This is a genomic window from Leucobacter aridicollis (assembly GCF_024399335.1).
GTDB lineage: Bacteria > Actinomycetota > Actinomycetes > Actinomycetales > Microbacteriaceae > Leucobacter > Leucobacter aridicollis_A.
The window spans coordinates 2,437,632-2,463,999 of sequence record NZ_CP075339.1; the positions used below are offsets into that span (position 1 = coordinate 2,437,632).

Consider the following 26,368-nt stretch of genomic DNA (forward strand, 5'->3'; position numbering starts at 1 on the left):
GTTAGGCGCTCGCAGCGAGCTGCTCGCCCTTGTCATCAGCTGCCTTCGTCTCGGGAGCCGGAGCCTCCTCCTCAGAACGGCCGTTCACGCCGAGCTTGGTGAGGATCTTCTCCTCGATCTCCAGAGCAATGTCTGGATTCGCGATAAGGAAGCGGCGCGCATTCTCCATGCCCTGCCCCAGCTGGTCTCCGTCGTAGGTGTACCAGGCGCCGCTCTTCTTCACGAGGCCGTGTTCCACGCCGTAGTCGATAAGCGAGCCCTCACGCGAGATGCCCGTACCGTAAAGAATGTCGAACTCTGCCTGCTTGAAAGGCGGGGCCATCTTGTTCTTGACGACCTTCACTCGGGTACGGTTGCCCACTGCATCCTGGCCGTCTTTCAGGGTCTGAATGCGTCGAATGTCGAGACGAACTGACGCATAGAACTTGAGCGCCTTGCCGCCAGAGGTCGTCTCTGGGCTCCCGAAGAAGACGCCAATCTTCTCACGCAGCTGGTTGATGAAGATCGCGGTTGTTTTCGTCGAGTTCAGGCTGCCGGTGATCTTGCGCAGCGCCTGAGACATCAGTCGCGCCTGCAGGCCGACATGGCTGTCTCCCATGTCGCCGTCGATCTCAGCCTTCGGCACGAGCGCCGCCACCGAGTCGACAACAACAAGGTCGACTGAGCCCGAGCGAATCAGCATGTCGGCAATCTCGAGCGCCTGCTCGCCGGTGTCTGGCTGCGCGACGAGGAGGGCGTCGATGTCGACGCCGAGCTTCTGCGCGTAATCGGGATCGAGCGCGTGCTCCGCGTCGATGAAGGCCGCAATGCCGCCCGCGCGCTGTGCGTTCGCGATTGCATGCAGTGTCAGCGTTGTCTTACCCGAAGACTCGGGGCCGTAGATCTCAATAATGCGGCCGCGAGGCAGTCCGCCAATGCCGAGCGCAACGTCAAGTGCAACCGAACCTGTCGGGATAACCTCAACCGCCTGACGTTCCTGGCTACCCATCCGCATGATCGCGCCCTTGCCGAACTGGCGATCAATGAGGGCAAGGGCCGACTCGAGTGCCTTTTCGCGATCTTTTGCTGCTGCCATGATGACTTCCTTCGTATTCGCGCGGACAAAACCGCTGAGTTACTGCCTACCGACTGTCACGACACCGGGACGGTGTTGACAAGGCTGGGTAATTCCCTAACTCAGACCCTAGATCGGGCCTCCGACATTGAAGCTCGGAGGCACCAATCAGCGGGGACTGCGTTGCAGTTCACTACCTGTGGACGAAGATAACACTCTTCGAACACATATTCGAATACGGCGCGACGGCGTGTCGCGCAACAGCTCAATTACTCCCTCGGGTCGGCAAGTCCGCGGCCATGCCGCCGAGGCTCGGGCACCTCGAATTCGACGCAGAGCGCATCCCAGACGACGCGTGGCTCAACCCCCCGGTCCAGCGCCTCATCCGGCGTGGACCCAAGCGCGGCGAGCCAATAGTCGCGCAGGAGCACTCCTGAATGAGCCTCCCCGAACTCCTCGGCAACGGCAGCGCGAAAGGCGCGGTGACGCATAACCTACTATCGCGAAACGAGTTCCGAGCCGTAGCCAGAAACCAGCTCGACAGGAACGGTATCCGGCACGCTGCTCTGCATTGGCAGCGACAACCCCTCAACGATTGCGAGACGCTCGCTCACCTCGCCGAGAATGACGGAAAGTGGAGTGTCTAGCGCATCTGCAACCGCGGCGAGAATCTCACTCGACGCTTCCTTCTGCCCGCGCTCAACCTCACTGAGGTATCCGAGCGCAACACTTGCGTCACCCGCAACCTGCCGGAGGGTGCGCCCCTTCTGCAGACGGAAGTCGCGAAGCACATCACCAATTTCTTGACGTACTAGCAGCATGTGCAACCTCCTCGAATCTGCACGACCCTACGGTCGTGCATGTAACCTTACCCGGCAAACGCCGATTCGGCACTTGCCGTCACATGTTGTGACACTGTGAACAACCAAGAGACTATCTGTTCTATTCCCTGAATTCCCTGAACCTGAGTCGACCTAACTCAGGTTTTTGGAAATTCTCAGGTTGTTCCATGAAACCTGAACCTGATTTCTAGTCGAGAGAACGCAGATACTCGAGCACAAGCAAGAGCGCCGCCACCAGCGCAGCGCCTCGAACTTCTTCACGGGTCTCTCCCGGGGCTGCTACGAGTTCAGCCTTGGTGCCGCCCTCCGTACTGATCGCGACCCACACTGTACCGGCAGGCTGCCCTGTCTGCGGGTCTGGATCTGGGCCTGCGACCCCCGTCGTGGCGACACCGATCGACGCCGGCACCGGTCCAGCCACCCCGTCAGCCGAGGAAATTGCGCACGCAGACCGGACACCGATCGCCATCTGCCGAGCGACTTCGGCATCAACAGGACCGCGATCCCGCAGGAGTGCCTCATCGACGCCCAGGATCGCAGCTTTCAGCCTCGTGTCATAGGCAACGACTCCCCCACTGAAGGCCTGTGATGCGCCAGGGATCGCTACGAGTGCTGCGGCAAGCAGTCCGCCCGTCAATGACTCTGCCGTAGCAATACGCTCCCCCGAGCTCGTCGCGCGTGCAACGATCTCCTCGGCGAGTGCGAAAGTGTCAGACATTGCGAGCGGCGGCCCCCCTGCCGCGCACGTAGGCAACGACGTAGTCTATTCCGCTCACCACGGTGAGGATCACGGCGATCGTCATGGTGACGATGTTCACCCAGGTGAACACCGCTCCGGCCGCGCCTTCAAGGTGCGCGAGCGGTGTGAGCGCGAGCGCGATCGCGACGGACTGCGCGACGGTCTTGAGCTTGCCCATCCAGGCTGCAGCGACGACAACGTCGCTCACGATCATGAGGCGGTGAATCGTCACACCAATCTCTCGGACAAGAACGACGATAACTACCCACCAGGGCAGCTCGAGCAAGACCGCGAGACCGACGAGCGCTGCACCAGTGAGCGCCTTGTCTGCGATCGGGTCGAGCAGTTTGCCGAGGTCAGTGATGAGACCGCGCGAACGCGCAAGGTAGCCGTCGAGGGCGTCAGTCGCTATCGCAATCACGAAGAAAGCCGCGGCGCCCCAGCGCATGGCTACGCTGTCCCCTGAGGCAAGCAGGAGCCAGAGAAAGAATGGCGTCGCAACGATTCGCGCAGCCGTGATGATGTTCGGCGCGTTCCAGTTGCTCGGCTTCACGTCGCCAGCCTGCTGATTGCTCATACGCCCACTCTACCGGGGGCGCGGTCCGCGAAGCGGGACGCAGCCTTCCTAATCGCGGCCCGTCAGCTGCCAGGCGTCTTCCGAGCCCCCATCGTCGTCGTTGTCTCCGTAGTCATACGCCTCGGGCGCAGCGGCCTCGCGCTGCGCGAGCGGGTCGTCGTATCGGGTGTCGGCCTCATACTCGCCGGCCCCGCCGCCCGCTGGGACGATTACGTCGGTGACGGCATCTCCCGGAGCCGGAGCGACGGGTGGTGGTGACACCGCTGGCATCTGGGCCGGGGCTGCGGGCGGAGTGGCTGGCTGAGCAAAGCTCGGCGCGGCTCCGCCACCCTGGATACGCGCGAGCACCTCAGCGAGCTGTTCGGGGGCGACGAGCACGTCACGCGCCTTCGACCCTTCGGAGGGGCCAACGATATCGCGAGACTCCATGAGGTCCATGAGCCTGCCAGCTTTCGCGAAGCCAACACGGAGCTTGCGCTGCAGCATCGACGTCGACCCGAACTGCGAGGTCACCACGAGCTCAATGGCCGCGACGAGCACCTCGAGATCGTCGCCGATGTCGGCGTCGATCTCCTTCTTCTCCGTAGCCTGCGCGACGTCTGCCCGGTACTCGGGCGTCGCCTGCTCCTTCACGTGCTTCACAACCCGGGCGATCTCGGCCTCGTCGACCCACGCACCCTGGACGCGCATCGGGCTCGACTCGCCATTCAACAGCAGTAGGCCGTCGCCCTGGCCAATGAGTCGCTCAGCGCCGACCTCGTCGAGAATGACTCGCGAGTCGGTTCCTGAGGCGACGGCGAAGGCGTACCGACTCGGCACATTCGACTTGATCACGCCGGTGACGACGTTTACAGAGGGGCGCTGGGTTGCCAGCACGAGGTGAATACCGGCCGCTCGCGCGAGCTGGGTGATGCGCTGAATCGAGTCTTCAACGTCGCGGGGCGCAACGAGCATGAGGTCGGCGAGCTCGTCCACGACGACCAGTAGGTAGGGGTAGGGCTTCAGCTGGCGCTGGCTCCCCTCGGGAAGCACGATCGTGCCCTCACGAACGGCAACGTTGAAGTCGTCAATGTGCCTGAACCCGAACGACGCAAGGTCGTCGTAGCGCATGTCCATCTCTTTCACGACCCATTGCAACGCTTCCGCAGCCTTCTTCGGAGCGGTGATGATCGGAGTGATGAGGTGAGGGACACCCTGATAGACAGTGAGCTCAACACGCTTCGGATCAACGAGGACCATGCGTACCTCGGAGGGAGTCGCGCGCATGAGCAGGCTCGTGATCATGGAGTTGATAAAGCTTGACTTACCCGATCCCGTCGCACCAGCGACGAGCAGGTGTGGCATCTTCGCAAGGTTCGCGAGGACGAACTCGCCCTTCACATCCTTGCCGACACCGATTGTCATCGGGTGGGTGTTTCGCTGCGCCTTGGCCGACCGAAGGACGTCGCCAAGAGCGACGTTCTCGCGATCCTTATTCGGGATCTCAATGCCGATAGCGCTCTTGCCCGGAATTGGCGAGAGGATACGGACCTCGTTCGACGCGACAGCGTACGAGAGGTTCCGTGAGAGAGCCGTGACTTTCTCGACTTTAACGCCAGGGCCAAGCTCGACCTCGTACTGAGTGACCGTCGGACCACGCGAGAACCCTGTGACAACAGCGTCGACCTTGAACTCTTCGAAGACCCGAGCGACGGCCGCCATGATCTGCTCGTTCGCCTCGCTGTGAGTTTTCGGCGGTGCGCCCGCAGACAGGAGTGCCTGCTCGGGCAGCGAGTAGTCGGCGTTGGCCGCGGGATCGTGCGGCGGAGCTACCGCGAATTCGCGACTCTCGGAGACAGGCTCGGGCTCGTCGACCGGATCCGAGAAGCTATCGAACGAGTCGTCTCCAAGCCCCGACCCGCGACCTGGCCGGCTTGCCGCCTGGTCGACGCCTTCGAGCCCTGCAAACACGTCGGCGTCGAAGACGTCCGTCGGCGCCTCATCAGCAAACGCCGACTCGAACGCACCAACCTGCTCAGCCTCGCTTGCGGCCAGTACTTCCTCGATCGCAGAGGGATCTGGCAGGTAATTTGGATCCTCTTCGCGGCCCGTCGCGTTGCGCCGCCACCACGGAAGTGCGTCGTCAGACTCGTCTGAATGGTCAAAGAGCTCACCAGTCTTGTCCGAAGACTTCCCTGACTTCTTCGACCTCTTCTCGGATGGCTCGACCTCACGTTCTGCGGGCGCGGGCGCACCAAAGAGATACGCGTACCCTTCGCGTATGCGCGAGCCAATCTTGCTCGGTGGGGTCTTTGTGATGATGAGGAGCGAGAACGCGAGCAGCAGGCTCAGCACCGGAACCGCGACCCAGACCGTCGCGAGATTCAGCGGCGCCCCAATCAGCCACCCGAGCAGCCCACCAGCCTCGGCGAGACCAGGCATGCCGTCGCGCGGCTTAGGCGTGCCGCCGAGCACGTGAGCAAGGCCGGAGGCGCTTGCGAGCGCAAGGAAGAGCCCGATGGCGATACGCCTGTTGTCGTTGACTGTCGACGGGTTGTTAAAGAGCCAGAGCGCAAAGCCGCCCATGATGATCGGCAGGCCGAACGCGATCCTGCCGAACAGCGCACCAAACGTCCAGGTGTCAAGCTGCGTAGCGACGGTGTTGCCAATGAGGAACCACTCGATGACCGCGCCGACGACCGCGAGGAGCACGAGCAGCATCGGAAACCCGTCGCGTCTCGCCTCGGGCTCAAGTGGCTCGGACCTGAACGCTCGGGCCCCTGCTCCGACCGCGTTCGCGAGGCCACCCCAGGCGCGAACGAAAAAACTCTCGCGCTCTTCCTCGGCCATGATGACTTTCGTCGTCGCCGAAGTACGGGTACTCCCCCTCGAAGATCCGGTGCGCGTCTGGGCACCCTTCGAACGGGTGCCCTGCGACGCGGTGGATCGGGTAGAGCCCCCGCCTGACGAAGCGTTTTTGGCCATGTGACTACGGTACAAGCCACCGCTGACAATGGCTGCACGGGAAACGGCGTGCCCCGAGACTCGTCAAAACGCGCCGCTATGCGTAAAACGACTCGCTAGAGGCCGACACCGCGGGCCGACATGAACGGCCGGGGGTTCTGAGGCACGCCGCCCACTTTGGTCTCAAAATGGAGGTGCGGCCCGGTCGAGTTGCCGGTGCTGCCGACGTACCCGATGATCTGGCCAGCGCCGACCGACTGACCGTAACTGACTGACGGGGTGAACTGCATGTGCCCGTAGAGCGTCGAGACGCCGCCGCCGTGGTTGATCTCGGCCATGTTTCCGTAGCTGTACTCACCGGCCCACCCCGAGAACGATACGGTTCCCGCTGCGGCCGCTCGGATCGGCGCGCCCTGACCAATTGCCATGTCCATGCCTGTGTGGCCGTAGTAGCCCCACCACTCGGTCGAGATCCAGTATCCGCCCGCGAGCGGGTTCACCCAGCCTGTCGTGTTCCCGCCGCCGGTGTTGCCACCACCGGTGTTGCCGCCGCCGGTGTTTCCCCCACCGGTGTTCCCACCGCCAGTGTTGCCGCCGCCACCGCCGCCGTTGTTCGCATTATTGGCGGCCTCCTCGGCCGCCCGCCGCTCGGCTTCGCGTCGCTGCTCCTCAAGGATGCGCTGACGCTCCTGCTCCTCAAGCACAAGGCGCTGTTCGTAACCCTTGGTTGTTGAGGTCGTCTTATCCTCGAGCGCCGCGAGCTGCTGCTGCAACACCTTCTGCTGCTGCTCTTGTTCGATCTGCTCGGTTCGGGCGGCGTCAGCGATCTCGGCGGCGCGCTGCTGGTTGGCCTCCGCCTCCTTCGCAAGCTTGTCGCGCTCTTCCCGGGCCGAATCGGCCTGATCGCTGAGCGTCTGCGCCGAGTTCATCGCACGCTCGGCATTTTGCCAAATGTTCGTGTTGCGCTCGGTCGCCTTCTCGGTTTGCGCGAGCCGGTCGAGCAGCGCGTCAGCGGTGCTGCCGTCTGACTCAAGGAAGAGGCTGAGGTTGCGGTCTACACCACCAGAGCGGTAAATCTGCGAAACCAGCGCGGCTGCCTGCTCTGAGGCCTGCTTCGCTTCAGCTTCGCTCGCCTTCGCTTGTGTGTCGAGTGCCTCGACGCGAGCCTGCGCGTCGCGGAGTTGGCTTGCGGCCTGGTCGAACTTGACCGAGGCTGCCTCGGACTCTGCGCGGGTGCGCTCGACTTCCTTCTGCACCTTGACGAGCAGATCCTTGATCTCTGACACCTTTGCCGCGGCTGCGGCCTCGTTCTGCTTCGCTTTCTCGACGTCTTGCCACGTTGGCAGATCAGAGACGATTGCGTATGCGGGAGCAACTGGGCCGATTCCGACTCCGCTGACGAGCACTGCGCCTACGGCAGCGAGTCCGAGTGCGAATCCCGCCTTGCGGCGCAGACGTGACTGTGGATTGCTCGTCATCGCGGAAATTCACTCCTTATTCGTATTGGTATCACAACCAGTTGGGTCGAAATAACCATCCACCGTAACTTACCAGCTGAGCTTGAAGGTTTCTAGGTGTATGCGCCGGTCGGCACCGCTACCGCCTGATCACACGCCGAACAATGGTTTGCACCTCGGGGACGCGAAGCGCTAGCAGCATTCCCCCATAGACAACGCCCATCGCTGCGGTGACTGCAAGCGCAAACACGATTGCAAGCAGCATGCCAAAGTCCGGGCTCGCGGCAATGCACAACTGTGCGAGCACAAGCCCAACGGCCAAAGCCGGCACCGCGGCGATCAGGTACTTCGCGAAGCTTCCGAGCAGTGATGCACCGCCAAAGCCGTCAAGGCGGCGGCGCAGCAGCCACAGCGCGAAGGCGGCCTGCGCGACTGTCGTCACCGACCAGACGCCGGCATACACAGCACCAATCTGCGCTTTCTCGACGAACGTGACGGCGATCAAGACGCCGATGATGAGCGCAACGAGCTGCGCCGTGATGAATACAAACGGCGTGCGAGCGTCACTCAAGGCGAAGAAGGCGCGCTGCGCTGCAAACATCAGGCTGTAAGCCGCGAGACCCACTGAATAGATGCGGATCACCTGTGCGATGGCCAAGAGCTCGTCTGCGTCGGCTGCGGGCCAAATCACCCTGGTCACGAATGGCGCAGCCATAAACATAATCGCGGCCGCGAACACCATGAGCATCGACACCTGCCGCGCTGCTGCAACAAACGTTTCTCGGAAGCCATCGAGGTCCCCGGCGTGGCCGAGCTCTGACAGTCGGGTGAAGTACGCGGTGACGAGCGAGACTGCGAGCACCGAGTGGGGCAGCATGAATACGAGCCAGATGTACTGCATTGCGGCGAGCGACGGGCCCTCCCCCGACGCGTAATTCATCACCGGGGTGGTGACGAGGCCACCAACCGTCATGACGATGACCGCAGCAAGGCCCCACGAGGCCGTCTTGCCGGTCTGGCGCAGCCCGACGCCACGCCACTTGAAATCCGGTCGGAAGCCGAGGCCGGCACGCCGCCACGGCACGAGCAGGATCAACGCCTGCGCGACAATCCCGAGCGTCGCCGAACCTGCGAGCAGCGCGATCGCGCCGGTGGTCCAGCCGTCGACTGGCGGATTCTTGTCGGCGCCGAAGATGACGATGTAGGCGACCGTGCCGGCAATAGCGACAACATTCGCGATCGCGGGCGCCCAGGTGAATGGGCCAAAGATCTTCTTCGCGTTGAGCGCCTCGCCGAGCACCGTATACCACCCGTAGAAAATGATCTGCGGAATGCACCAGTACGAAAACGCGGTGGCCAACGCCCGCGCGTTCTCGGGCCAACCGGGGGTGAGTAACTGCACGAGCAGCGGTGCGGCGAGCATCGCAAGCACCGTAATGACAAGCAGGGCGACGGACACGAGCGTGAGCACCTTGTTCAGGTACGCACGCCCCCCATCGGGCTGCCGCATCGACTTCACGATCTGAGGTACGAGCACGGCATTGAGCATGCCCCCTGCGAGAAGCATGTACAGCGTGTTCGGCAGAATGTTGCCGTTCGTGAACGCGTCAGCGGAGCGCGACAACGCGCCAATCGCGTAGACAAGCAGCATCGTCTTGACGAGCCCGAGCACTCGAGAGACCATCGTGCCCGAGGCCATGATTGCGCTCGCGCGCTGGAGCGCGGATGCCATTAGTAGAACACGTCCCCTCGGGTGGCGAGAGTGAACCGACGTGCGATCCTGTCGCCGACGGTGTTCCAAATCTTGACTTTGCCTGCGCTCAACGGGAGATCGAGCGTGCCGACATAGTCGGTCACGTTCTTCGACAACCGCAGCTTGTACTGGCCCACGCCGTAGAGCCTGTGGCTCTTGTCGTCGAGCTTGTCGCTCGGAGGGGTACCGATGAGGTCGTGCCGGGTCGCGCCCTGCTCCTTTCCCCACCTGATGATCTCGAGTTGCATGCGGTACATCGCGCCTGTCGGCAGCTTGGCCTTCGCCGATGCGCCGTCCTTGTACCCGCTCGTCTGGCCGAGCGCCGTCGCGAACATGCCTGCCACAGGCACCTCACCGTCGTAGCCGAGAACGAGCTGGCCCCGCCCTGCAGCCTGGAATCCCTGCCAGAAATCACGGAAGTACTCGTAGGGGCGCAGCTCGAACTTCTCCTCGGCAGTGCCGGTGAGCAGGTCGAACATGATCCTGCAGTTCTCCTCGGTGGCCTCGACACGGCGGACGTCGAAGCCCTCCTTGTCGGCCTTACGAATCTTCGTCCGCGTGCTCGATGAGAACGCCGCCATGATCGCGTCCTCGTCACCCGAGATGTCAAGAATGATCGTCGAGACGTTGGGAAGCACGTGCGCTGTCGGTACGTATCCTGCGGCGCGAAGCGTCGAGAAAGCCTCGTCGCTCGCAAGCAGGCGCGGCTCGACCTTCAGGAGGAATACGCCCTCGCTCCGAGCGAACTCGGCGAGCCGCGCCCCGCGGTCGACATACTCGGACGCCGACATCGGAGTTCCGAGCGCGTCGATAGAGACGTCGGGGCCAGCGGGTACGTACCAGAACCTCCCAAGAAGCGGGATCTTCTTCTCAAGCACGAGCGTGGCGGGGAACCCATCGCCCACAATGTAGCGGGCGGTGTAGCGCTGATGGCGCTTGATCTCAGCGTACTCGCGGCTCTGCCAGATCTCGCCGCCGCCAGGAGCGAGCTCGACGAGCTCGTCCCAGCGGCCAACTTCCTCTGCAGTCGCAAAGCGGAGTGAAGCCACCGCTATACCACCACCACAACTGGAACGATCATTGCCTTGCGGCGCAGCTTCGTACCTACCCAGCGGCCGACAGTGCGGCGCACAACCTGCTGCAGCGCGTGCTGGTCAGTCACGCCCTCCTTCATCGCCTTCTCGATTGCGTCAGCAACCTGCGGCTTGATCTTGTCGAAGACGTGATCGGACTCGGCGACGCCCTTCGCGTGGATCTCGGGGCCCGAGACGATCTGCCCGAGGGTCGTCTCAACGACAGTGATCACGGAGATGAACCCCTCCTCTGCGAGGGTACGACGGTCACGGAGGTCATCGTCCGTCACCTTGCCGACGCTCTTGCCATCGACGTAGATGAAGTCGATCGCGAGCTGTCCAACCTCGCGCGCGACACCGTCGTGCAGGTCGACGATCGTGCCGTTCTCAGCGATAATCGTGCGGTTCTGCGGCACACCGGTCTCGATCGCTACGCCCGCGTTCGCGATGAGGTGGCGGTACTCGCCGTGAATCGGCATAACGTTCTTCGGGCGCACGATGTTGTAGCAGTACATGAGCTCGCCAGCCGACGCGTGGCCCGACACGTGGACCTTCGCGTTGCCCTTATGCACGACGTTCGCGCCAAGCTTCATGAGCCCGTTAATGATGCGGTATACCGAGTTCTCGTTGCCCGGAATGAGGCTCGAGGCGAGGATAACGGTATCGCCAGCGCCAACCTCAACCTGGTGTTCCTTGTTCACCATCCGGCTGAGCACGGCCATCGGCTCGCCCTGCGAACCGGTGGACATGTAGACGATGCGGTGATCCGGAATATCGCCGCTCTTCTTGAGATCTACGAGCACACCCTCGGGGACGTCGAGGAACCCGAGATCGGCAGCAATCTTCATGTTGCGAACCATCGAGCGGCCAAGCAACACGACCCGGCGGCCGTTCTTCGAGGCCGCATCGAGCACCTGCTGCACTCGGTGTACGTGGCTCGAGAAGCTCGCGACAACAACCTTGCCGCTCGCTTTCTCGATGACGCGCTCAAGCACCGGTCCGATGTCTTTTTCGAGGGCTGTAAAGCCAGGAACCTCGGCGTTCGTCGAGTCTGTCATGAAGAGGTCAACGCCCTCTTCGCCGAGACGAGCAAACGCGCGCAGGTCGGTGATGCGGCCGTCAAGTGGCAGCTGATCCATCTTGAAGTCGCCCGTGCCGATGACCATGCCGGCCTCAGTGCGGATCGCAACCGCGAGCGCGTCAGGGATCGAGTGGTTGACCGCAATGAACTCAAGGTCGAACGGCCCGAACTTCACGCGATCGCCCTCAGCCACAAGGTGGCTCTTCGGGCGAATCCGGTGCTCCTTCAGCTTCGCCTCAACGAACGCGAGGGTCAGCTTCGAGCCGACAAGGGGAATATCCTCGCGGCGCTTGAGCAGGTATGGCACGCCACCGATGTGGTCCTCGTGGCCGTGCGTGAGCACGACAGCGACGATGTCCTGGAGGCGATCCTCAATCTGGGTGATGTCGGGAAGGATGAGGTCGACACCTGGCTGGTGCTCCTCAGGGAAGAGTACGCCACAGTCCACCACGAGCAACTTGCCGTTGATCTCGTAGACTGTCATGTTTCGGCCGACCTCGCCGAGGCCGCCGAGCGGCGTAATCCGTAGGGTGCCCTTTTTGAGCTTGGGCGGTGCGTAAGGGGGGTTGGGCACTGGGCCTCCTGTTATTAGCGGGTGGTGCCTGCAATCTTGGGCAGAGCACCGCCGGCAGCCGCGTTGCGGTCCGGCCTGAAGTTTGAAAAGTCGACGCCGGGCAGGTCGCGAACAAGTGACAACTCGTCCTCAATGAGCGCGGCCTCCCACTCCTCGGGCCCGACAAGCGGGAGCCGAACGCGGGGGCTCGAAATGCGGCCGAGGCCGTGAAGGATGTACTTTACTGCGACTGTACCGGGCACGTGCGTCATTGCGGCGCGAACGAGCGGTTCGAGCTGCTGATGCGCGGCACGGGCCGTGTGGAGGTCGCCAGCGTTCACCGCGTCAACCATCACCCGGTACGGCGCCGCCGCAATGTTCGCAGTCACTCCGATGAGGCCAGTCGCCCCGATCGACAGGTGCGGGAGCACGTTCGGGTCATCGCCCGAGAAGTACATCAGGTCGGTCTGATTCAGCACGCGGCTGACCTCGCTGAGGTCGCCCTTTGCGTCCTTCACGGCGAGGATGTTTGGGTGCTTCGCGAGCCGCAGGATCGTCTCGTACTTGATCGGGATACCAGCGCGTCCCGGAATGTCGTACAGGATCACGGGCAGGTCGGTTGCGTCAGCGACCATGCGGAAGTGGGTGAGCAGACCAGCCTGCGTCGGCTTGTTGTAGTACGGGGTCACGATCATGACGCCATCGGCGCCGGCACGCTCACTCGCCTTGTACATCTCGATCGCGTGCGCGGTCTCGTTCGAGCCGCCGCCGGTGATGATCTTCGCTCGTCCGCTGCTGACCGACTTGGCCACCTCGACGAGCTTGAGCTTTTCTGGGTCCGTAAGAGTCGAGGTCTCGCCCGTGGTGCCGGTGACGACGATGCCGTCTGCGCCACTCACGATGCAATCTTCAATGTGCTGTTCGGTCGCAGCCCAATCAACCTCACCATCGGAATCGAAGGGGGTGATGAGAGCGACGAGCACCTGCCCGAAAGGATTCTCTACGTTTGCCACCTCACTAGGCTACCGGATCGGCCACCGCGATACCGCCAGCATTACTCAAAACTGCACCGCACGTCACCGCGGCTGCCCGAACGCGCAACGAAACCGGGCGCGGCGAGGGAGCCCCACGCCGAGGCGTTCCAGATCGATTACGCTGCGCGCCTGCGCTCGTAACGTTCGAAGCGGTACCCGAGACCGCTCGCCGCGACGAGGGGCTCTCCCCCGTCGACGAGCGCCCAGTCATCGCCGATCTCAGGTGCGAACGTGTCGGCGCCCTCCACATCCATGTCGATACGGGTGACAACGAGTTCGTGCGCAACAGGCATTGCCTCGCGGTACAGTTGGCCGCCGCCCATGATCCAGGCGCGATCGCCACCGGCGAGGCGAATCGCTTGGTCAAGCGTTGTCGCGGTCTGCGCGTCGTCGATCACCAGATCAGGATCGCGCGACACCACGACATTCTCGCGCCCCGGCAGCGGACGGAAGCGCTCGGGCAGTGATTCCCATGTGCGCCGTCCCATGATGACGGGCGCGCCGAGCGTGATCCGCTTGAAGTGTGCAAGGTCCTCGGGAAGGTGCCACGGCATCGTGCCATCGCGGCCGATCGCACCGCCTCGGGCCTCAGCCCAAATCATTCCGAGCGTAGTCACACAGCCACCGGCGCCTTAATTCCCGGATGGTGCTGGTAGCCCACGACCTCAAAATCCTCGTACTCGTAGTCGAAGATCGAATCGCGGTCGGCGATCTTCATCTGCGGGTACGGGAACGGGTCGCGGGCCAGCTGCGTGGTCACCTGCTCAACGTGGTTGTCGTAGATGTGGCAATCACCGCCAGTCCACACGAACTCACCCGGCTCAAGACCTGTCTGCTTCGCCACCATGAGCGTGAGCAGCGCATACGAGGCGATGTTGAACGGAACCCCCAAGAACATGTCTGCCGAACGCTGGTAAAGCTGGCATGACAGCTTGCCGTCTGCGACGTAGAACTGGAAGAACGCGTGGCACGGCGCGAGGGCCATATCGGGGATGTCAGCAACGTTCCACGCAGACACGATGAGACGCCTCGAGTCGTGGTTCGTGCGGATCTGCTCAATGATCTCGGAGATCTGGTCGATGTGCCCGCCCCCCGGGGTCGGCCAGGAGCGCCACTGCACACCGTAGACAGGCCCAAGCTCGCCCTGTTCGTCAGCCCACTCGTCCCAGATACTCACACCGTTCTCGGAGAGATAGCCGATGTTGCTGTCGCCCCGGAGAAACCACAAGAGCTCGATCGCGATCGACTTGAAGTGGACGCGCTTCGTCGTGATGAGCGGGAACGACTCTGACAAATCGAATCGGAGCTGCTTGCCGAACAGGCTTCGGGTGCCAGTGCCCGTGCGATCCGATTTCTGTGTGCCGTGCTCAAGCACTTCCCTGAGAAGGTCCTCGTACGGTGTCGGAATCACGGCTGCACTCATGCAATCAATCGTACAGCGCTTGCGTGTGGGCTGCCCGGGCTGCGGTCGAACGCCGCACCCGGGATCTGCAGAACATCTGCCCTCCCAAAGCCCAGACTGCATAGCTACTGCAGATCCCAGGGATACGTGCCGAGGCTTGGCCCCGGAGGGGCAGAGGCGGGGGCTGGGACGCGGGCTCCGCCCAGGCATCCACCGAACGCTACACCTGAGATCTGCAGAACATCTGCCCTCCCAAAGCCCAGACTGCATAGCTACTGCAGATCCCAGGGATACGTGCCGAGGCCGGGGCCGAGCACCAGTGCAGCCCCCCGAACACACCTCAGGCCCGCGCCGAATCAGCGCGGGCCTGAGTCTCGAGACAAACCTAGCCGTCGAGGCCGTCGTCGAAGAGCTCCAGCGCCGACGTGTCGTTCGTCGCGTCAGTGGTGCTCAGCACCTGGCCCTTGAAGAATCGGGGCGAGACGCGCGACTGAATGACCATGAGCACGACGCCGAGGCCGAGCATCACGATGCCGATCAGGCCGACGAGCCCGATGCCAGCGATGTTGCTGCCCGAACCGGCTGCCGGGTCAAGGCTGTCGATGGTCGTCTGCACGAAGACAACGAGCAGCAGGAGTCCGCCGAGGCCTGGAAGGATGACCTTCGAGAGCAGCGACCCGAGGCCCTCGCGCGGCGCCAGCTTACGGAAGTACCAGGTGCTCGCGAGCGCCGTAATGCCGTAGTAGAAGCAGACCATCATGCCGAGCGCGGTGATGGTGTCCCAGAGCACGTCCTCGCTGATGAAGCGCATGATCGCGTAGAAGACCGACGCAACGATCGAGGAGAGGAAAAGCGCGACGTAGGGCGACTTGTGCTTCGGGTGAATCTTCTTGATTGACGCGGGGATCGCGCCGTAGTGCGACATGGCGAGGAGCGTCCGTGCGGGCGAGATTGCTGTCGAGTTAATCGAGGCCATCGCCGAGACGAGGATCGCGAGCGACAGGAAGATCGCGGCGGGGCCCATCACCGGGTGTGCGAGCGCGGCGAAGACGTTCTCTGCAATGTCGGTGTTTCCGAGGCCCGTGGGGCCGTCACCGATTCCGGCGTATGCGACTGTCGCCGCGGCGGTGCCGACGTACATGACGACAAGGATCAGCACGAGGATCATCGCAGCCTTGCTCTCGGTCGACATGCGCCCCTTGGACTTCTTGGTTTCTTCACCCATGGTGAGCACAGTGTCCCAGCCCCAGTAGACAAAGATTGAGACAGCGATGCCGGCGGCAAATGCGCTGAAGGATGAGACCTCGAGCGGGTTGAACCACGAGAGTTCGGGCAGCTTGCCCTCCGTGTTCGCGGGATCAGCGGCGCCAATGAACATGGCTGTCGCGAACCACAGCATGACCGCTACCTGGAAGAAGACGGTGATGTACTGGAAGATCTTCGTCGAGGTCATGCCCCGGTACGAGATGAACGTTGCGATCGCCATAAAGCCGAGGCAGACGGCAATGTTGATGAACTTGTTGTCCGACAAGAGCGCGATGTCAGGATTGTCAGCAATGATCGCGATGGATTGGAACAGGAATTCAACCGCGATGCCGGCGAGGTTTGAGAGCACGAGCACGGTGGCAGCAATGAGGCCCCAGCCGGCCATCCAGCCGATCCAGGGCCCGAATGCGCGGGTCGCCCACGTAAACGATGTGCCCGAGTCTGGCATCGCAGTGTTCAGCGCGCGGTAGCCGATTGCGACGAGCAGCATGGGCAGGAAGCCCATGAGGAAGATCGCGGGAGTCTGGTAACCGACCTCACTTGCTGCCGGGCCGATGGCCGACGTCAGCGTGTACGCGGGTGCACAGACCGAAAGACCGATGACGAGCGCGCCCATCACACCCACGGTGCCGGATTCGAGACCCTTTTTGCTGATACCCGAAACTGAATCGAGTGTTCGGGTAGCCGGGTCGGCGTCGCCGAGGTCGTATTTACTCATCGCGTTCTATCGTCCTCCATCGGATTTCAATGACCTGGTGCCTTGTGGGCAGGCCATCTTGTACGCGGAAGATTGTAAGCAGACTCGGGCGATATGCCCTAATTTACCGTCGATATTGAACGAAATCAGCCACGCTTCAACGAAATCGCTTGTCGAATCGCACTTCTGGCGCGTTTTCGGTCGCCGGCCGCGTCGTATACGAGCCCGAGTCGCAGAAACTCCGGCCAGCCCGCGCCAGGCGCCTCCGCCGCCTCTCGGTACTTCGGGAATGCAGCGTCGGCGACCTGGCGCACCTCGGCGCGGGTCACCTCGACGTCGACCAACTCCTCCGGAAGCTCACCCGCCTCCGCGAGCGCATCAACGAGCTTCGTCGACGCGAATCCGAACATGATCTCCCGCACAAGCGCCCAGGCACCGAGAATCGGGAACACGAGCAGTGCGACGCCCATCAGCACCGCAATCGCATCGCCAGTGCCCAAGAGCGCCAATGCCTTCAAACCGGCGAACGCAAAGTAGAGCACGAGGAGCGCGCTCATGAGCGAGACGCCAAGGATCGCGCGCGTGCGCGCGTTCACAGGCCAGCTCCGAGGCCGAGGACTCGGTTGAGCCCAACGGTGAGACCCGCCGCGTCGCGCACGGCCTCGAGCCCAGCCCGAATCCCGGCGACGTAGCTCTCGCCTGAGTAGGTATCGTGCTGCACGGTGAGTACTTCTCCGGCTCCTCCAAACCGAACTTCCTGCCGCGCAACGACGCCTGCGAGCCGCAGGCTGTGTACTGGAATTCCAGCGACGAGTTCCCCGCGTGCGCGCTGATCGGCAAATGGCGCGTCGATGGGTTCCCGGCCCGCGTGCGCTCGGGCGCCAGCCATGAGCTCGGCGGTGCGCACGGCCGTTCCCGACGGTGAGTCGATCTTTCCCTGGTGGTGGGCCTCAATGACCTCGATTGAATCGAAGTAGGGTGCTGCGATCTGCGCGAGCGCCGTCCCGAGCACTGAGCCAAGCGAGAAGTTCGGAACGACAATGACTCCGGCGCCGTCGACCTCGGCTACGAGCTCTTCGAGGTCGCTCAGCCGTTCGGCCGACCACCCACTCGTCCCGACGAGAACCCGCTGTCCACGCCTGACCGCACGCTCGACGAGGGCAGGCGACGACTCGGGCGTCGTGACGTCGATGAAGATCTGGGCGTCAGCGCCGTCGTCGGCCCCACTCCGGCTCGAGAGCCGAGCTGACAGCTCAAAGTCGGGGTGGTTCTCGACCACATCACAGATCAACGCACCGAGCCGCCCTGACGCCCCAGCAACCGCAACACTCGTCACACTCGCACTCATGTTTCGAGTCTAGCGAGGCGAGGCTGCGGTAGCCTCGAAGTATGACTGCTGCTCAGCGCCCCCAGGCGACGCTCCGCACTCTCGACGAGATCAAGACATACCTCGCAGAGTCCCCGCAACCGATCTTCTATCTCAGCCGAAGCGCGACGAACCTCCTTGGCGTCGACCGTGCCGTGAAGGGTTTCAGCTACATCACGCTGAGCGACAGCTGGGACGGCAAGAACCCGCGTTGCTTCTCCCCAAGCAACGTGCCAAAGCTCGAACCGCGCGGCAACATCAACGTTGTGAACTGGCTGCTCCAGAACGACCAGGTTCAGGCGCACATCCGTACGCACACGCCGGCCGGCTTTACGCCGCAGATCGCGATCGCGATGTTCGATGAGGAATCAGAGCGACTGTGCGCTGAGCTCGGGTACGAGCTCATCATGCCGTCGATCAAGTTGCGAAAGCACCTTGACTCGAAAATTGTCACAACCGAGCTCGGAAATGAGGCCGAGACGTATAGCGTGCCGAACATCCTCACGACTGTCTCTGGTTGGGACGACCTCCGCGCGCAGGCAGAGAAGCACGACCTGGGCGAGAACCTCGTGATCCAGCTTCCCTACGGTGACTCTGGCCGCACGACGTACTTTGTCTCATCGCGCGCTGACTTCGATCGCATCGCCAGCGAAATCTCGGGTTCGGGCGCCTCGGCGCCGACGATCAAGGTGATGCGCTACATCAACCACCAACCGCTCGCGACCGAGGCCGTGATCACGAGCGCGGGAACCGTCGTCGGCCCTGTCCTCCGTGAGATCACCGGGCACCCAGAGCTCACGCGCTACAAGGGCGGTTGGGCAGGCAGCGAAATGTATCCGTCACTTGTGAGCGACGAGACGCGCGCTCGGGTCTCGGGCGTCGTTCAGCGCTTCTGCGACAGGCTGGCGCAGGAGGGCTACCGCGGCATTCTCGAAGTGAGCACGCTGCTTGATACCGATACTGGCGAGGTGTACCTCGGCGAGCTCAATCCGCGCATTAGCGGATCCTCTTCACATTCGAATCTGCAGGGCCTCTCGACTGCGCCAGGAAACGCCGAAACTCATCCGGCGCTGCCGTTGTTCGCGTTCCACGTGCTTGAGTATTCGGGGACTGACTTCACGCTTGACCTCGACGCGATCCACGCTGAAAGCAGCGCGGCCGTCGCGGGCCAAACCTGGAGCACGCTCGTGATTCAGCACCAGCGCCCTCAAACAGAGCGCACGACTGTCGCCCCACGCACCGGCAGGTACAGGATCGGCGCTGGGGGCTCCCTCGAGTTCGTGTCTCCTGACATTGACTGGCAGGAGATCGACGAGCCAAACGAGGCCTTCTGGTTCCGCAGCAGCGGCCCGGGTGAGATCGTCTCGCAGGGCGTCGACATCGGCATGCTGATTACACGTCGCCGTTCGCAGGAGGACCACTACGCCCTCACCGAGGGCACGAAGGAGCTGATCCCTTCGATTCTCGGTAAGTACGAAGGCAAGAAGGTTCCAACGATCCAGCGCTACTGGCGTGCGGGACTTCGCCGCCTCCGCGGCGAGTAGCCAGAACGAACGACGCCTCGGCGCCGCGACAACCCAATTGGGTTGTCGCGGCGCCGAAATCGTTACCGAGGCATCTTGCCAGTGTCGCCGACAGCGACGACGGTGAGCGGCGCGTGTGCGAAGTGGGTGGCGACCGACTTAATTTCGTCTGCCGTGACCGTTTCGAACCGTTCGAGGGAAGTGTCGAGGTCGTAGAACTCGCCGGCGCCGAGCTCAGCGCGGGCAAGGCGCCCCATGCGGGTCTCGGTGTCTTCGAGCGCGAGCGCCGACGATCCAGCGATCTGCCCGAGCGACCGCTCAAACTCTTCCTCGGTGATGCCGTCTGCGGCGATCTTCGCGAGCTCCTGCTTACTGAGCTCGATCACCTGCGCGGTCTTTTCAGGCGCGCTGCCCGCAAAGATCCCGAACAGTCCGGCGTCTGAATAGCTCGCGCCGAACGAGTACGTTGTGTAGGCGAGTCCACGCTTCTCGCGAATCTCCTGGAACAGTCGGCTCGACATGCCCCCGCCAAGCACCGAGTTCATCATGCCGAAGGCGAACCGGCGCGGGTCCCCTGCCACAAAGCCTGGGGCGCCGAGCAGCAGGTTGATCTGTTCGCTCGGGCGCTCGACGGTCACGAACCCCTCCCCCGCCGCACGGGTATCGACGGGCTCAAGGCCGCCGCGCTCCCGGCGCTCGGGAACTCCGGCGCGGTCGGTGTGCCAGCGCTCTTCGTGCGAGGCGTTCAGAGCGGCGAGCACCATCTCGACGAGCCTGTCGTGGTCTACCGCTCCGGCAGCAGTGACGACGAGGGTCGACGGGTCGTAACGGTCACGGTAGTGACGATCCACGTCGTCGCGATTGGCTGCCCGGATCGTGTCTGGGTTGCCGCCGATCGGGCGCCCAAGCGGGTGGTCTTTGAGTACTTCCTCGAAGAATCGCTCGCTCGCGACGTCGCCGAGATCGTCGGCGGCCATCGCGAGCTCCTCGAGAATCACGCCCCGCTCCATCTCGAATTCGTCGGCATCGAGGAGCGAGTTCGTGACCATGTCGGCGAGCGAGCCGACGGCGTGCTCGAAGTCGGCGTCGCGCACCTTCGCGTAATAGCATGTGTATTCCTTGGCGGTGAGCGCGTTGTGCTCGGCACCGATGCGATCGAAGCTCGTGGCGATCTGGTAGGCGTCCTGAGCCGGCGTGCCCTTGAAAAGCAGGTGCTCAAGGAAGTGGGTCGACCCCAGGCTGCCGGGTGCGTCTGTTCGCTCGGCTTGTTCGTCGCGTGAGCCGACTCCGATCCAGAATCCAACTGTCGCTGAGCGCGCTGCCGGCATGTGTTCGGTCAGGATCCGCAGCCCGCTTGGATGCACCGTGCGTCGGATCGTTCCGCCGCCCAGCTCAACTGAGAGTTCGGGTAGGTCGAGAGGAAACAGAATGGGTTCGCGCATCACTCCAGACTAGTCCGCCGCGCCGGTGAATCTGGTCAGTGAGGCGCGGCGTCACGCGGAACGCTGGCGCACGCCGAGCAGCATCAGTTCCCCGAGACCAACTCATCGACCGTGCCAGCACGCTTTGCGGCTTCGACGAGTCGCAGCATCGACTCGTGGATTCCGGTGAGCTCCTCGACAGTCATCCCGAGGCGGCGTGCCATCTCCGCAGGGACTGCAGTGGCCCGTTCACGCAGCGCCTCCCCCACGTCAGTAAGGGTGATCTCAAGCTTGCGCTCGTCGCTCGTGCTGCGCACGCGGGCGACGAACCCCTCGCGCTCGAGACGTTTGACGAGTGGTGACAGCGTCGATGGCTCTTGACTCAGCAGTTGCGCGAGTCCGTTGAGCGAGAGCTGCTTATGTTCCCAGAGCGCGAGCATGACGAGGTACTGCGGGTGCGTGATGCCGAGCGGGTCAAGAACGGGCTTGTACGCACCAATCACACTTCGCGATGCGACAGAGAGTGCGAAGCACACCTGACGCTCCAGTAGCAGCGGGTCCACGTCATTCATGTTCTCATTGTCGCGCATTTCCCTGGGCTCGCCTATACTTGATTCGCATCGCATTCATTAGCGCACAAATCATTAGTGAGGTAAGTTATGTCTCTCGGCGAATCCGCCCCCGAGAAGCCGGCACAGGAACGTCTGTTCGAGCCGAGCCCGACGCCCCGCATGCCCTTCTCTGAAGTGCTGCTCGTCGTACTCGCCATGGTGCTCGTCTTCGGCGGGTTCTACATGATGGCCCTCGCGTTCAGCATGCACGAGTGGGCGTTCTGGCTGTTCGGCGGCGGCATCGTCGTCGACGCAATCGGGTTCTGGATCGCGTTCGGGCTCATCCCCAGCCGCGACAAGTAGCAACACCCCGGCGCCGCAACCCCTTGTGGCGCCTCCCAACAACAGCACGGCGCCCGCCGCTTCCCTCTCGGGAGCGACGGGCGCCGTGCTCGTGTAGCGAGAACTACTCGGCGTCAGCCTCAGCTGCTGCCTCAGCAGGAGCGTCAGCGGCTGCCTCCTCGATGACGGGCTCGAGCGAGAGCTTGCCGCGATCGTCGACCTTCGTGATCTTCACGAGGATCTTCTGACCGATCGAGAGCACCTCGTCGACCGACTCGATGCGCTTGCCGCCGACGAGCTTGCGCACCTCGGAGATGTGCAGCAGGCCGTCCTTGCCCGGGAGCAGGGAGACGAACGCGCCGAAAGCTGCGTTCTTCACGACAGTACCGAGGTACTGTTCGCCAACCTCAGGGTTCTGGGGGTTCGCGATCGCATTCACCTGCAGGCGAGCAGCCTCGGCCGACGGGCCATCGACTGCGCCGATGTAGACGGTGCCGTCGTCATCGATCGAGATGTCGGCGCCGGTCTCGTCCTGGATGCCGTTGATCGTCTTGCCCTTGGGCCCGATGAGCTCACCGATCTTGTCGACCGGGATCTGCACGCTGATGACGCGAGGCGCGGTGGGCGCCATCTCGTCAGGAGTGTCGATCGCCTGATCCATGACGTCGAGGATCGCGGTACGGGCTTCCTTCGCCTGCGCGAGAGCGCCGACAAGAACGTCCGACGGGATTCCGTCGAGCTTCGTGTCGAGCTGCAGCGCGGTGATGAACTCCGAGGTGCCTGCGACCTTGAAGTCCATGTCGCCGAGCGCGTCCTCCGCACCGAGAATGTCGGTGAGGGTCGCGTACTGCGTCTCGCCGTTCACGGTGTCGGACACGAGGCCCATCGCGATGCCCGCGACGGCCGCGCGGAGCGGCACGCCAGCGTTGAGCAGCGACAGGGTCGATGCGCAGACCGAACCCATCGAGGTCGAGCCGTTCGAACCGAGCGCCTCGGATACCTGGCGGATCGCGTAGGGGAACTCATCGCGTGCGGGCAGCACGGGAACGAGCGCACGCTCAGCAAGGAAGCCGTGGCCGATCTCGCGTCGCTTCGGGCTGCCAACGCGGCCGGTCTCACCGGTCGAGTACGGCGGGAAGTTGTAGTGGTGCATGTAGCGCTTAGACGTGATGGGCGAGAGCGAGTCGATCTGCTGCTCCATCTTGAGCATGTTCAGCGTGGTGACGCCCATGATCTGGGTCTCGCCGCGCTGGAAGATCGCCGAGCCGTGCACGCGCGGGATGACCTGCACCTCTGCGTCGAGCGCGCGGATGTCGCGAAGTCCACGGCCGTCGATGCGAGCACCGTCGGTGAGGATCCGGCCGCGAACGATCTTCTTCGTGACCGACTTGTAGGCGGCCGATACCTGGCCGTCTGCCTCGGCGGGGAGTTCCCCTGCCTCGACCTTGGCCGCGATCTGCTCCTTGACGCGCGCCTTCAGTGCGTCGTCGGCGTCCTGGCGCTCCTGCTTGTCAGCGATCTGGTAGATGCCAGCGAGCTCGGTCTCAGCGAGTGCCGCGACCGCTGCGTAGACCTCGTCGGTGTACGGCAGGAAGACCGGGTACTCCTGGACTTCCTTGGCCGACTGCGCGGCGAGCTGCTCCTGCGCCTTGACGAGCTGGGTGAGGAACGGCTTTGCCGCCTCGAGGCCCTGCGCGACGATCGCCTCGTCCGGGCGGGTTGCGCCGCCCTTGATGAGGTTCCAGGAATCCTCGGTCGCTTCAGCCTCGACCATCATGATCGCTACGTCCTCGGTGCCGTCAGCCTTGGTGACAACGCGGCCGGCGACCATGAGGTCGAAAACGGCGTCCTTCAGCTGCTCGACGTTCGGGAACGCGACCCACTGGTCACCGATGAGCGCGAGGCGGACGCCCGCAATCGGGCCCGAGAACGGCAGGCCCGAGATCTGGGTCGACATCGACGCGGCGTTGATCGCGAGCGCGTCGTAGAACTCGCCCGGTGCGATCGACAGCACGGTCACGACGATCTGCACCTCGTTGCGGAGGCCGTCAACGAACGACGGGCGCAGCGGGCGGTCGATGAGACGGCAGACGAGGATCGCCTCGGTCGAGGGACGGCCCTCGCGACGGAAGAACGAGCCGGGGATCTTGCCTGCAGCGTACGAGCGCTCCTCGACGTCCACGGTAAGCGGGAAAAAGTCGAAGTGATCCTTCGGCTGCTTCGAGGCGCTCGTTGCCGAGAGGAGCATTGTCTCCTCGTCGAGGTACGCGGCGACCGCGCCCTGCGCCTGCTGTGCGAGGCGGCCTGCCTCGAAGCGGATGGTGCGCTTGCCGAACTTACCGTTGTCGAGAACGGCCTCGGCGAACTTGATTTCAGGACCCTCCACGGGTACTCCTTACATACGTGAGCACGCGGGGGCAGTCCGGAAGCGCTGCTGCGCTAACGCGGTGCGATCCGGAGCTGATGTTCAGTAGACGACCGCCCTGGAGTTTACTCAGAGAGATCCACCACCGAAGACCAGCCCACCACCGACGGGCTCGATTCAACATTGACGCGGGGTGATACCCGCATGGCCAGGATAGCATCGGCCCCCTCAGAACGGGCGGAGGATCCCTCGCCGATACACTCGCCGTATGCCTCGATCACGTACTCGGTTCCGGGCGCTCATGCTCCCCCTCTGCGTCGCGGTTCCGGTCGGCGTCGCCATCGTACTCAACGCGATCGTCCGCCCATGGCTCGCCGAGTCTCTTGACGGAGCGCGCCGAACGAGCTTCACGAACGCCAAGAGCGCAGACGGCTGGTGGGAGTTTTCCGATCAGGTTCGCACCGCGCATCCGGCCGCAACGAGCTTTCTCGAGACGTCCGATGGCGCGATCGCGACAGCTGGGATTGCGCTGGCAGCACTCGTATGCGGGGCACTGCTCGCGGGCGACAGCCTCCGAAGGTCAGAGGAACGCAAAAGGGGCTAGACCGCAATCATTCGGCCTAGCCCCTCAGCAGGATTGGGTTACGCGTCGACGACGATAGCGCGCGCCGCCTCCGCACCGATCGACTCGGCGAGCGAATCGACGAGATCCTCAGCGAGCGGCGAATCGATCGTCAGCACCGAGAGCGCCATGCCGCGCTTCTCGTCGCGCGCGATCTGCATGCTCGCGATATTGATGCCCGCGTCACCGAGCTTCCCGCCGAGCGTCGCGACGATGCCAGGGCGGTCTGTGTAGCTGAGCACGAGCAGGTGCTCAGTGAGCGGCAGCTCGACGTCGTAGCCATTGACCTCGATCAGCTTCTCAATCTGCTTCGGGCCAGTGAGCGTGCCCGAGACCGACAGCTGAGTGCCGTCAGTGAGCGAACCACGAATCGTGATGATGTTGCGGAAACTCTCGGCAACTGCATCGGTCGAGAAACGGACCTCGACATTGCGCTGCTCCGCGAGGAGTGGGGCATTCACGTATGACACCGGGTCCGAGACAATCTTCGAAAAGATGCCCTTGAGCGCCGCCAGGCGGAGCGCCTCAACGCGGTGCTCGGCGAGCTCGCCGTGCACTTCGATGTCGATCGAGGCGAGCGCGCCTGCAGCGAGGCCTGCAAACACCTGGCCGAGCTTCTCGGTGAGCGGCAGGCCCGGGCGGACGTATTCGTCGATGCCAGCGCCGGCAACGTTGACAGCGTCGGGTACGAGGTCGCCAGCGAGCGCAAGGCGCACGGACTTCGCAACCGCGACGCCAGCCTTCTCCTGCGCCTCAGCAGTCGAAGCGCCGAGGTGCGGGGTGACGTTTACGTTCGGCAGGCCGGTGAGCGAGTTATCGGCGGGCGGCTCCTGCACGAACACGTCAAGCGCGGCGCCAGCAATCTCGCCTGCGGCGAGCGCTTCAGCGAGCGCGGCCTCATCGATCAGCCCGCCGCGAGCGACGTTCACCACGTACGCGGTCGACTTCATTGCCTTCAGCTGCTCTGCACCGATCATGCCGAGCGTCTCGGGCGTGCGGGGCATGTGGATTGTGAGGAAGTCCGAGCGCTCCACGAGCTCCTCGAGCGACACGAGCTGGACTCCGAGCTGCTGGGCGCGTGGGGCAGTCACGTACGGGTCGAACGCGATGAGCTCAACACCGAAGGGGCGCAGCCGCTCGGCGACGAGCGCACCAATCCGGCCGAGACCAATAATGCCGATCGTCTTCTCGTAGAGTTCGGTACCCGTGTACGAGGAGCGCTTCCACTCACCCGCAGACAGCGAGCCGTGGGCCCGAGGCAGGTGGCGCGCGAGGCCGAGAATATGCGCGACAGTCAGCTCAGCCGCGCTAATGATGTTCGACGTCGGCGCGTTCACGACCATGACGCCAGCCTGCGTCGCAGCCTTGATGTCGACGTTGTCGAGACCCACGCCCGCGCGGGCGATGACCTTGAGGTTCGGCCCCCAAGCAATCGCCTCGCTATCGAGCTGCGTGGCCGATCGCACGAGCACAGCGTCGGCGGTTGCGAGCGCCGATCGGAGTGCGTCGCGGTCGGTACCGTCGACGTTCTGCACGTCAAAGTCGGGGCCGAGCGCGGCGATAGTGGCGGACGAAAGTTCTTCGGCGATCAGCACGACCGGCTTTGTCACGAGTGGTTCCTTCGGCATAGTTGAAGCGTCACATGTTGAGGCGCAGGAGCGCGGATCCCCAGTCTACTGCTCGAATATGCGCGCGCTTTCACGCGTG

The 26,368-nt window shown here is 63.5% G+C and carries 23 protein-coding genes; 3 read left to right on the forward strand and 20 right to left on the reverse strand.

The features are described from left to right. Position 1 precedes the first annotated feature (1 nt). The 16 genes from recA to dapB all read right to left on the reverse strand — a co-directional run bounded on the left by recA (position 2) and on the right by dapB (position 17,819). Positions 2-1,075 carry a recombinase RecA gene (recA, locus tag KI794_RS10955; protein WP_119279020.1) on the reverse strand — a complete coding sequence of 358 codons (1,074 nt, stop codon included), beginning with the start codon at positions 1,073-1,075 and terminating at the stop codon, positions 2-4. Between the two features lie 248 nt (positions 1,076-1,323). Further along, positions 1,324-1,545 carry a DUF3046 domain-containing protein gene (locus KI794_RS10960; protein ID WP_119279023.1) on the reverse strand — a complete coding sequence of 74 codons (222 nt, stop codon included), beginning with the start codon at positions 1,543-1,545 and terminating at the stop codon, positions 1,324-1,326. A 6-nt stretch (positions 1,546-1,551) separates the two neighbouring features. Next, positions 1,552-1,875: a helix-turn-helix domain-containing protein gene (locus KI794_RS10965; protein ID WP_119279025.1), complete on the reverse strand. Its 324-nt coding sequence runs from the start codon at positions 1,873-1,875 to the stop codon at positions 1,552-1,554. Between the two features lie 208 nt (positions 1,876-2,083). Further along, entirely contained in the window at positions 2,084-2,614 is a 531-nt protein-coding gene (locus tag KI794_RS10970; RefSeq protein WP_119279027.1) for a CinA family protein, read from the reverse strand. Beyond that, the gene (gene pgsA, locus KI794_RS10975) at positions 2,607-3,212 is read right to left on the reverse strand and encodes a CDP-diacylglycerol--glycerol-3-phosphate 3-phosphatidyltransferase (protein ID WP_119279029.1); all 606 of its coding nucleotides are present in this window, start codon (positions 3,210-3,212) and stop codon (positions 2,607-2,609) included. Before pgsA ends, KI794_RS10970 begins: the two co-directional genes overlap by 8 nt. Before the next feature lie 48 nt (positions 3,213-3,260). Continuing rightward, positions 3,261-6,176, reverse strand: a complete 2,916-nt coding sequence (locus KI794_RS10980) for an FtsK/SpoIIIE family DNA translocase (protein ID WP_119279031.1) — start codon at positions 6,174-6,176, stop codon at positions 3,261-3,263. 95 nt (positions 6,177-6,271) lie between these two features. Then, positions 6,272-7,633, reverse strand: a complete 1,362-nt coding sequence (locus KI794_RS10985) for a M23 family metallopeptidase (protein ID WP_255808117.1) — start codon at positions 7,631-7,633, stop codon at positions 6,272-6,274. Positions 7,634-7,751: 118 nt separating this feature from the next. Continuing rightward, positions 7,752-9,344: a murein biosynthesis integral membrane protein MurJ gene (gene murJ, locus KI794_RS10990; protein ID WP_255808118.1), complete on the reverse strand. Its 1,593-nt coding sequence runs from the start codon at positions 9,342-9,344 to the stop codon at positions 7,752-7,754. After that, the gene (locus KI794_RS10995; protein WP_255808119.1) at positions 9,344-10,414 is read right to left on the reverse strand and encodes a lipid II:glycine glycyltransferase FemX; all 1,071 of its coding nucleotides are present in this window, start codon (positions 10,412-10,414) and stop codon (positions 9,344-9,346) included. Before KI794_RS10995 ends, murJ begins: the two co-directional genes overlap by 1 nt. A 2-nt stretch (positions 10,415-10,416) precedes the next feature. Beyond that, positions 10,417-12,093 carry a ribonuclease J gene (locus KI794_RS11000; RefSeq protein ID WP_119279039.1) on the reverse strand — a complete coding sequence of 559 codons (1,677 nt, stop codon included), beginning with the start codon at positions 12,091-12,093 and terminating at the stop codon, positions 10,417-10,419. A 14-nt stretch (positions 12,094-12,107) separates the two neighbouring features. Then, on the reverse strand, positions 12,108-13,085 hold the full coding sequence (gene dapA / locus KI794_RS11005; RefSeq protein ID WP_119279041.1) for a 4-hydroxy-tetrahydrodipicolinate synthase: 978 nt from the start codon (positions 13,083-13,085) through the stop codon (positions 12,108-12,110). Between the two features lie 137 nt (positions 13,086-13,222). Next, a complete protein-coding gene (locus KI794_RS11010; RefSeq protein ID WP_370647888.1) occupies positions 13,223-13,708 on the reverse strand; it encodes a dihydrofolate reductase in 486 nt (161 codons plus the stop codon). An 11-nt stretch (positions 13,709-13,719) separates the two neighbouring features. Then, positions 13,720-14,529, reverse strand: coding sequence for a thymidylate synthase (locus tag KI794_RS11015; RefSeq protein ID WP_255808121.1), 810 nt, complete (start codon positions 14,527-14,529; stop codon positions 13,720-13,722). A gap of 364 nt (positions 14,530-14,893) precedes the next feature. Further along, on the reverse strand, positions 14,894-16,492 hold the full coding sequence (locus tag KI794_RS11020) for an APC family permease (RefSeq protein ID WP_119279047.1): 1,599 nt from the start codon (positions 16,490-16,492) through the stop codon (positions 14,894-14,896). 125 nt (positions 16,493-16,617) lie between these two features. Beyond that, a complete protein-coding gene (locus KI794_RS11025; protein WP_119279049.1) occupies positions 16,618-17,067 on the reverse strand; it encodes a hypothetical protein in 450 nt (149 codons plus the stop codon). After that, entirely contained in the window at positions 17,064-17,819 is a 756-nt protein-coding gene (gene dapB, locus KI794_RS11030; RefSeq protein ID WP_119279052.1) for a 4-hydroxy-tetrahydrodipicolinate reductase, read from the reverse strand. The genes KI794_RS11025 and dapB overlap by 4 nt, the downstream gene beginning before the upstream one ends. A gap of 41 nt (positions 17,820-17,860) precedes the next feature. On the opposite strand from dapB, the gene KI794_RS11035 reads away from it, so the two are divergent. Further along, positions 17,861-19,381, forward strand: coding sequence for a biotin carboxylase (locus tag KI794_RS11035; RefSeq protein WP_119279054.1), 1,521 nt, complete (start codon positions 17,861-17,863; stop codon positions 19,379-19,381). Positions 19,382-19,443: 62 nt separating this feature from the next. Here the strand turns inward: KI794_RS11035 and KI794_RS11040 are convergent, their stop codons facing one another. Together KI794_RS11040 and KI794_RS11045 are read right to left on the reverse strand one after the other, a co-directional pair. Further along, the gene (locus tag KI794_RS11040) at positions 19,444-20,802 is read right to left on the reverse strand and encodes a M16 family metallopeptidase (RefSeq protein WP_255808122.1); all 1,359 of its coding nucleotides are present in this window, start codon (positions 20,800-20,802) and stop codon (positions 19,444-19,446) included. 83 nt (positions 20,803-20,885) lie between these two features. Then, complete coding sequence (locus KI794_RS11045) at positions 20,886-21,353, reverse strand: MarR family winged helix-turn-helix transcriptional regulator (RefSeq protein WP_119279074.1); 468 nt, start codon at positions 21,351-21,353, stop codon at positions 20,886-20,888. An 87-nt stretch (positions 21,354-21,440) separates the two neighbouring features. Between KI794_RS11045 and KI794_RS11050 the strand changes: the two genes are divergently transcribed. After that, entirely contained in the window at positions 21,441-21,695 is a 255-nt protein-coding gene (locus KI794_RS11050) for a hypothetical protein (protein WP_119279058.1), read from the forward strand. 103 nt (positions 21,696-21,798) lie between these two features. On the opposite strand, the gene KI794_RS11055 is transcribed toward KI794_RS11050, so the two are convergent. Then, complete coding sequence (locus KI794_RS11055) at positions 21,799-24,060, reverse strand: polyribonucleotide nucleotidyltransferase (protein WP_119279060.1); 2,262 nt, start codon at positions 24,058-24,060, stop codon at positions 21,799-21,801. A 247-nt stretch (positions 24,061-24,307) separates the two neighbouring features. On the opposite strand from KI794_RS11055, the gene KI794_RS11060 reads away from it, so the two are divergent. Then, positions 24,308-24,643 carry a hypothetical protein gene (locus KI794_RS11060; protein ID WP_255808123.1) on the forward strand — a complete coding sequence of 112 codons (336 nt, stop codon included), beginning with the start codon at positions 24,308-24,310 and terminating at the stop codon, positions 24,641-24,643. Between the two features lie 38 nt (positions 24,644-24,681). Here the strand turns inward: KI794_RS11060 and serA are convergent, their stop codons facing one another. Beyond that, positions 24,682-26,271 carry a phosphoglycerate dehydrogenase gene (gene serA / locus KI794_RS11065; protein WP_119279064.1) on the reverse strand — a complete coding sequence of 530 codons (1,590 nt, stop codon included), beginning with the start codon at positions 26,269-26,271 and terminating at the stop codon, positions 24,682-24,684. Between the last annotated feature and the right edge of the window lie 97 nt (positions 26,272-26,368).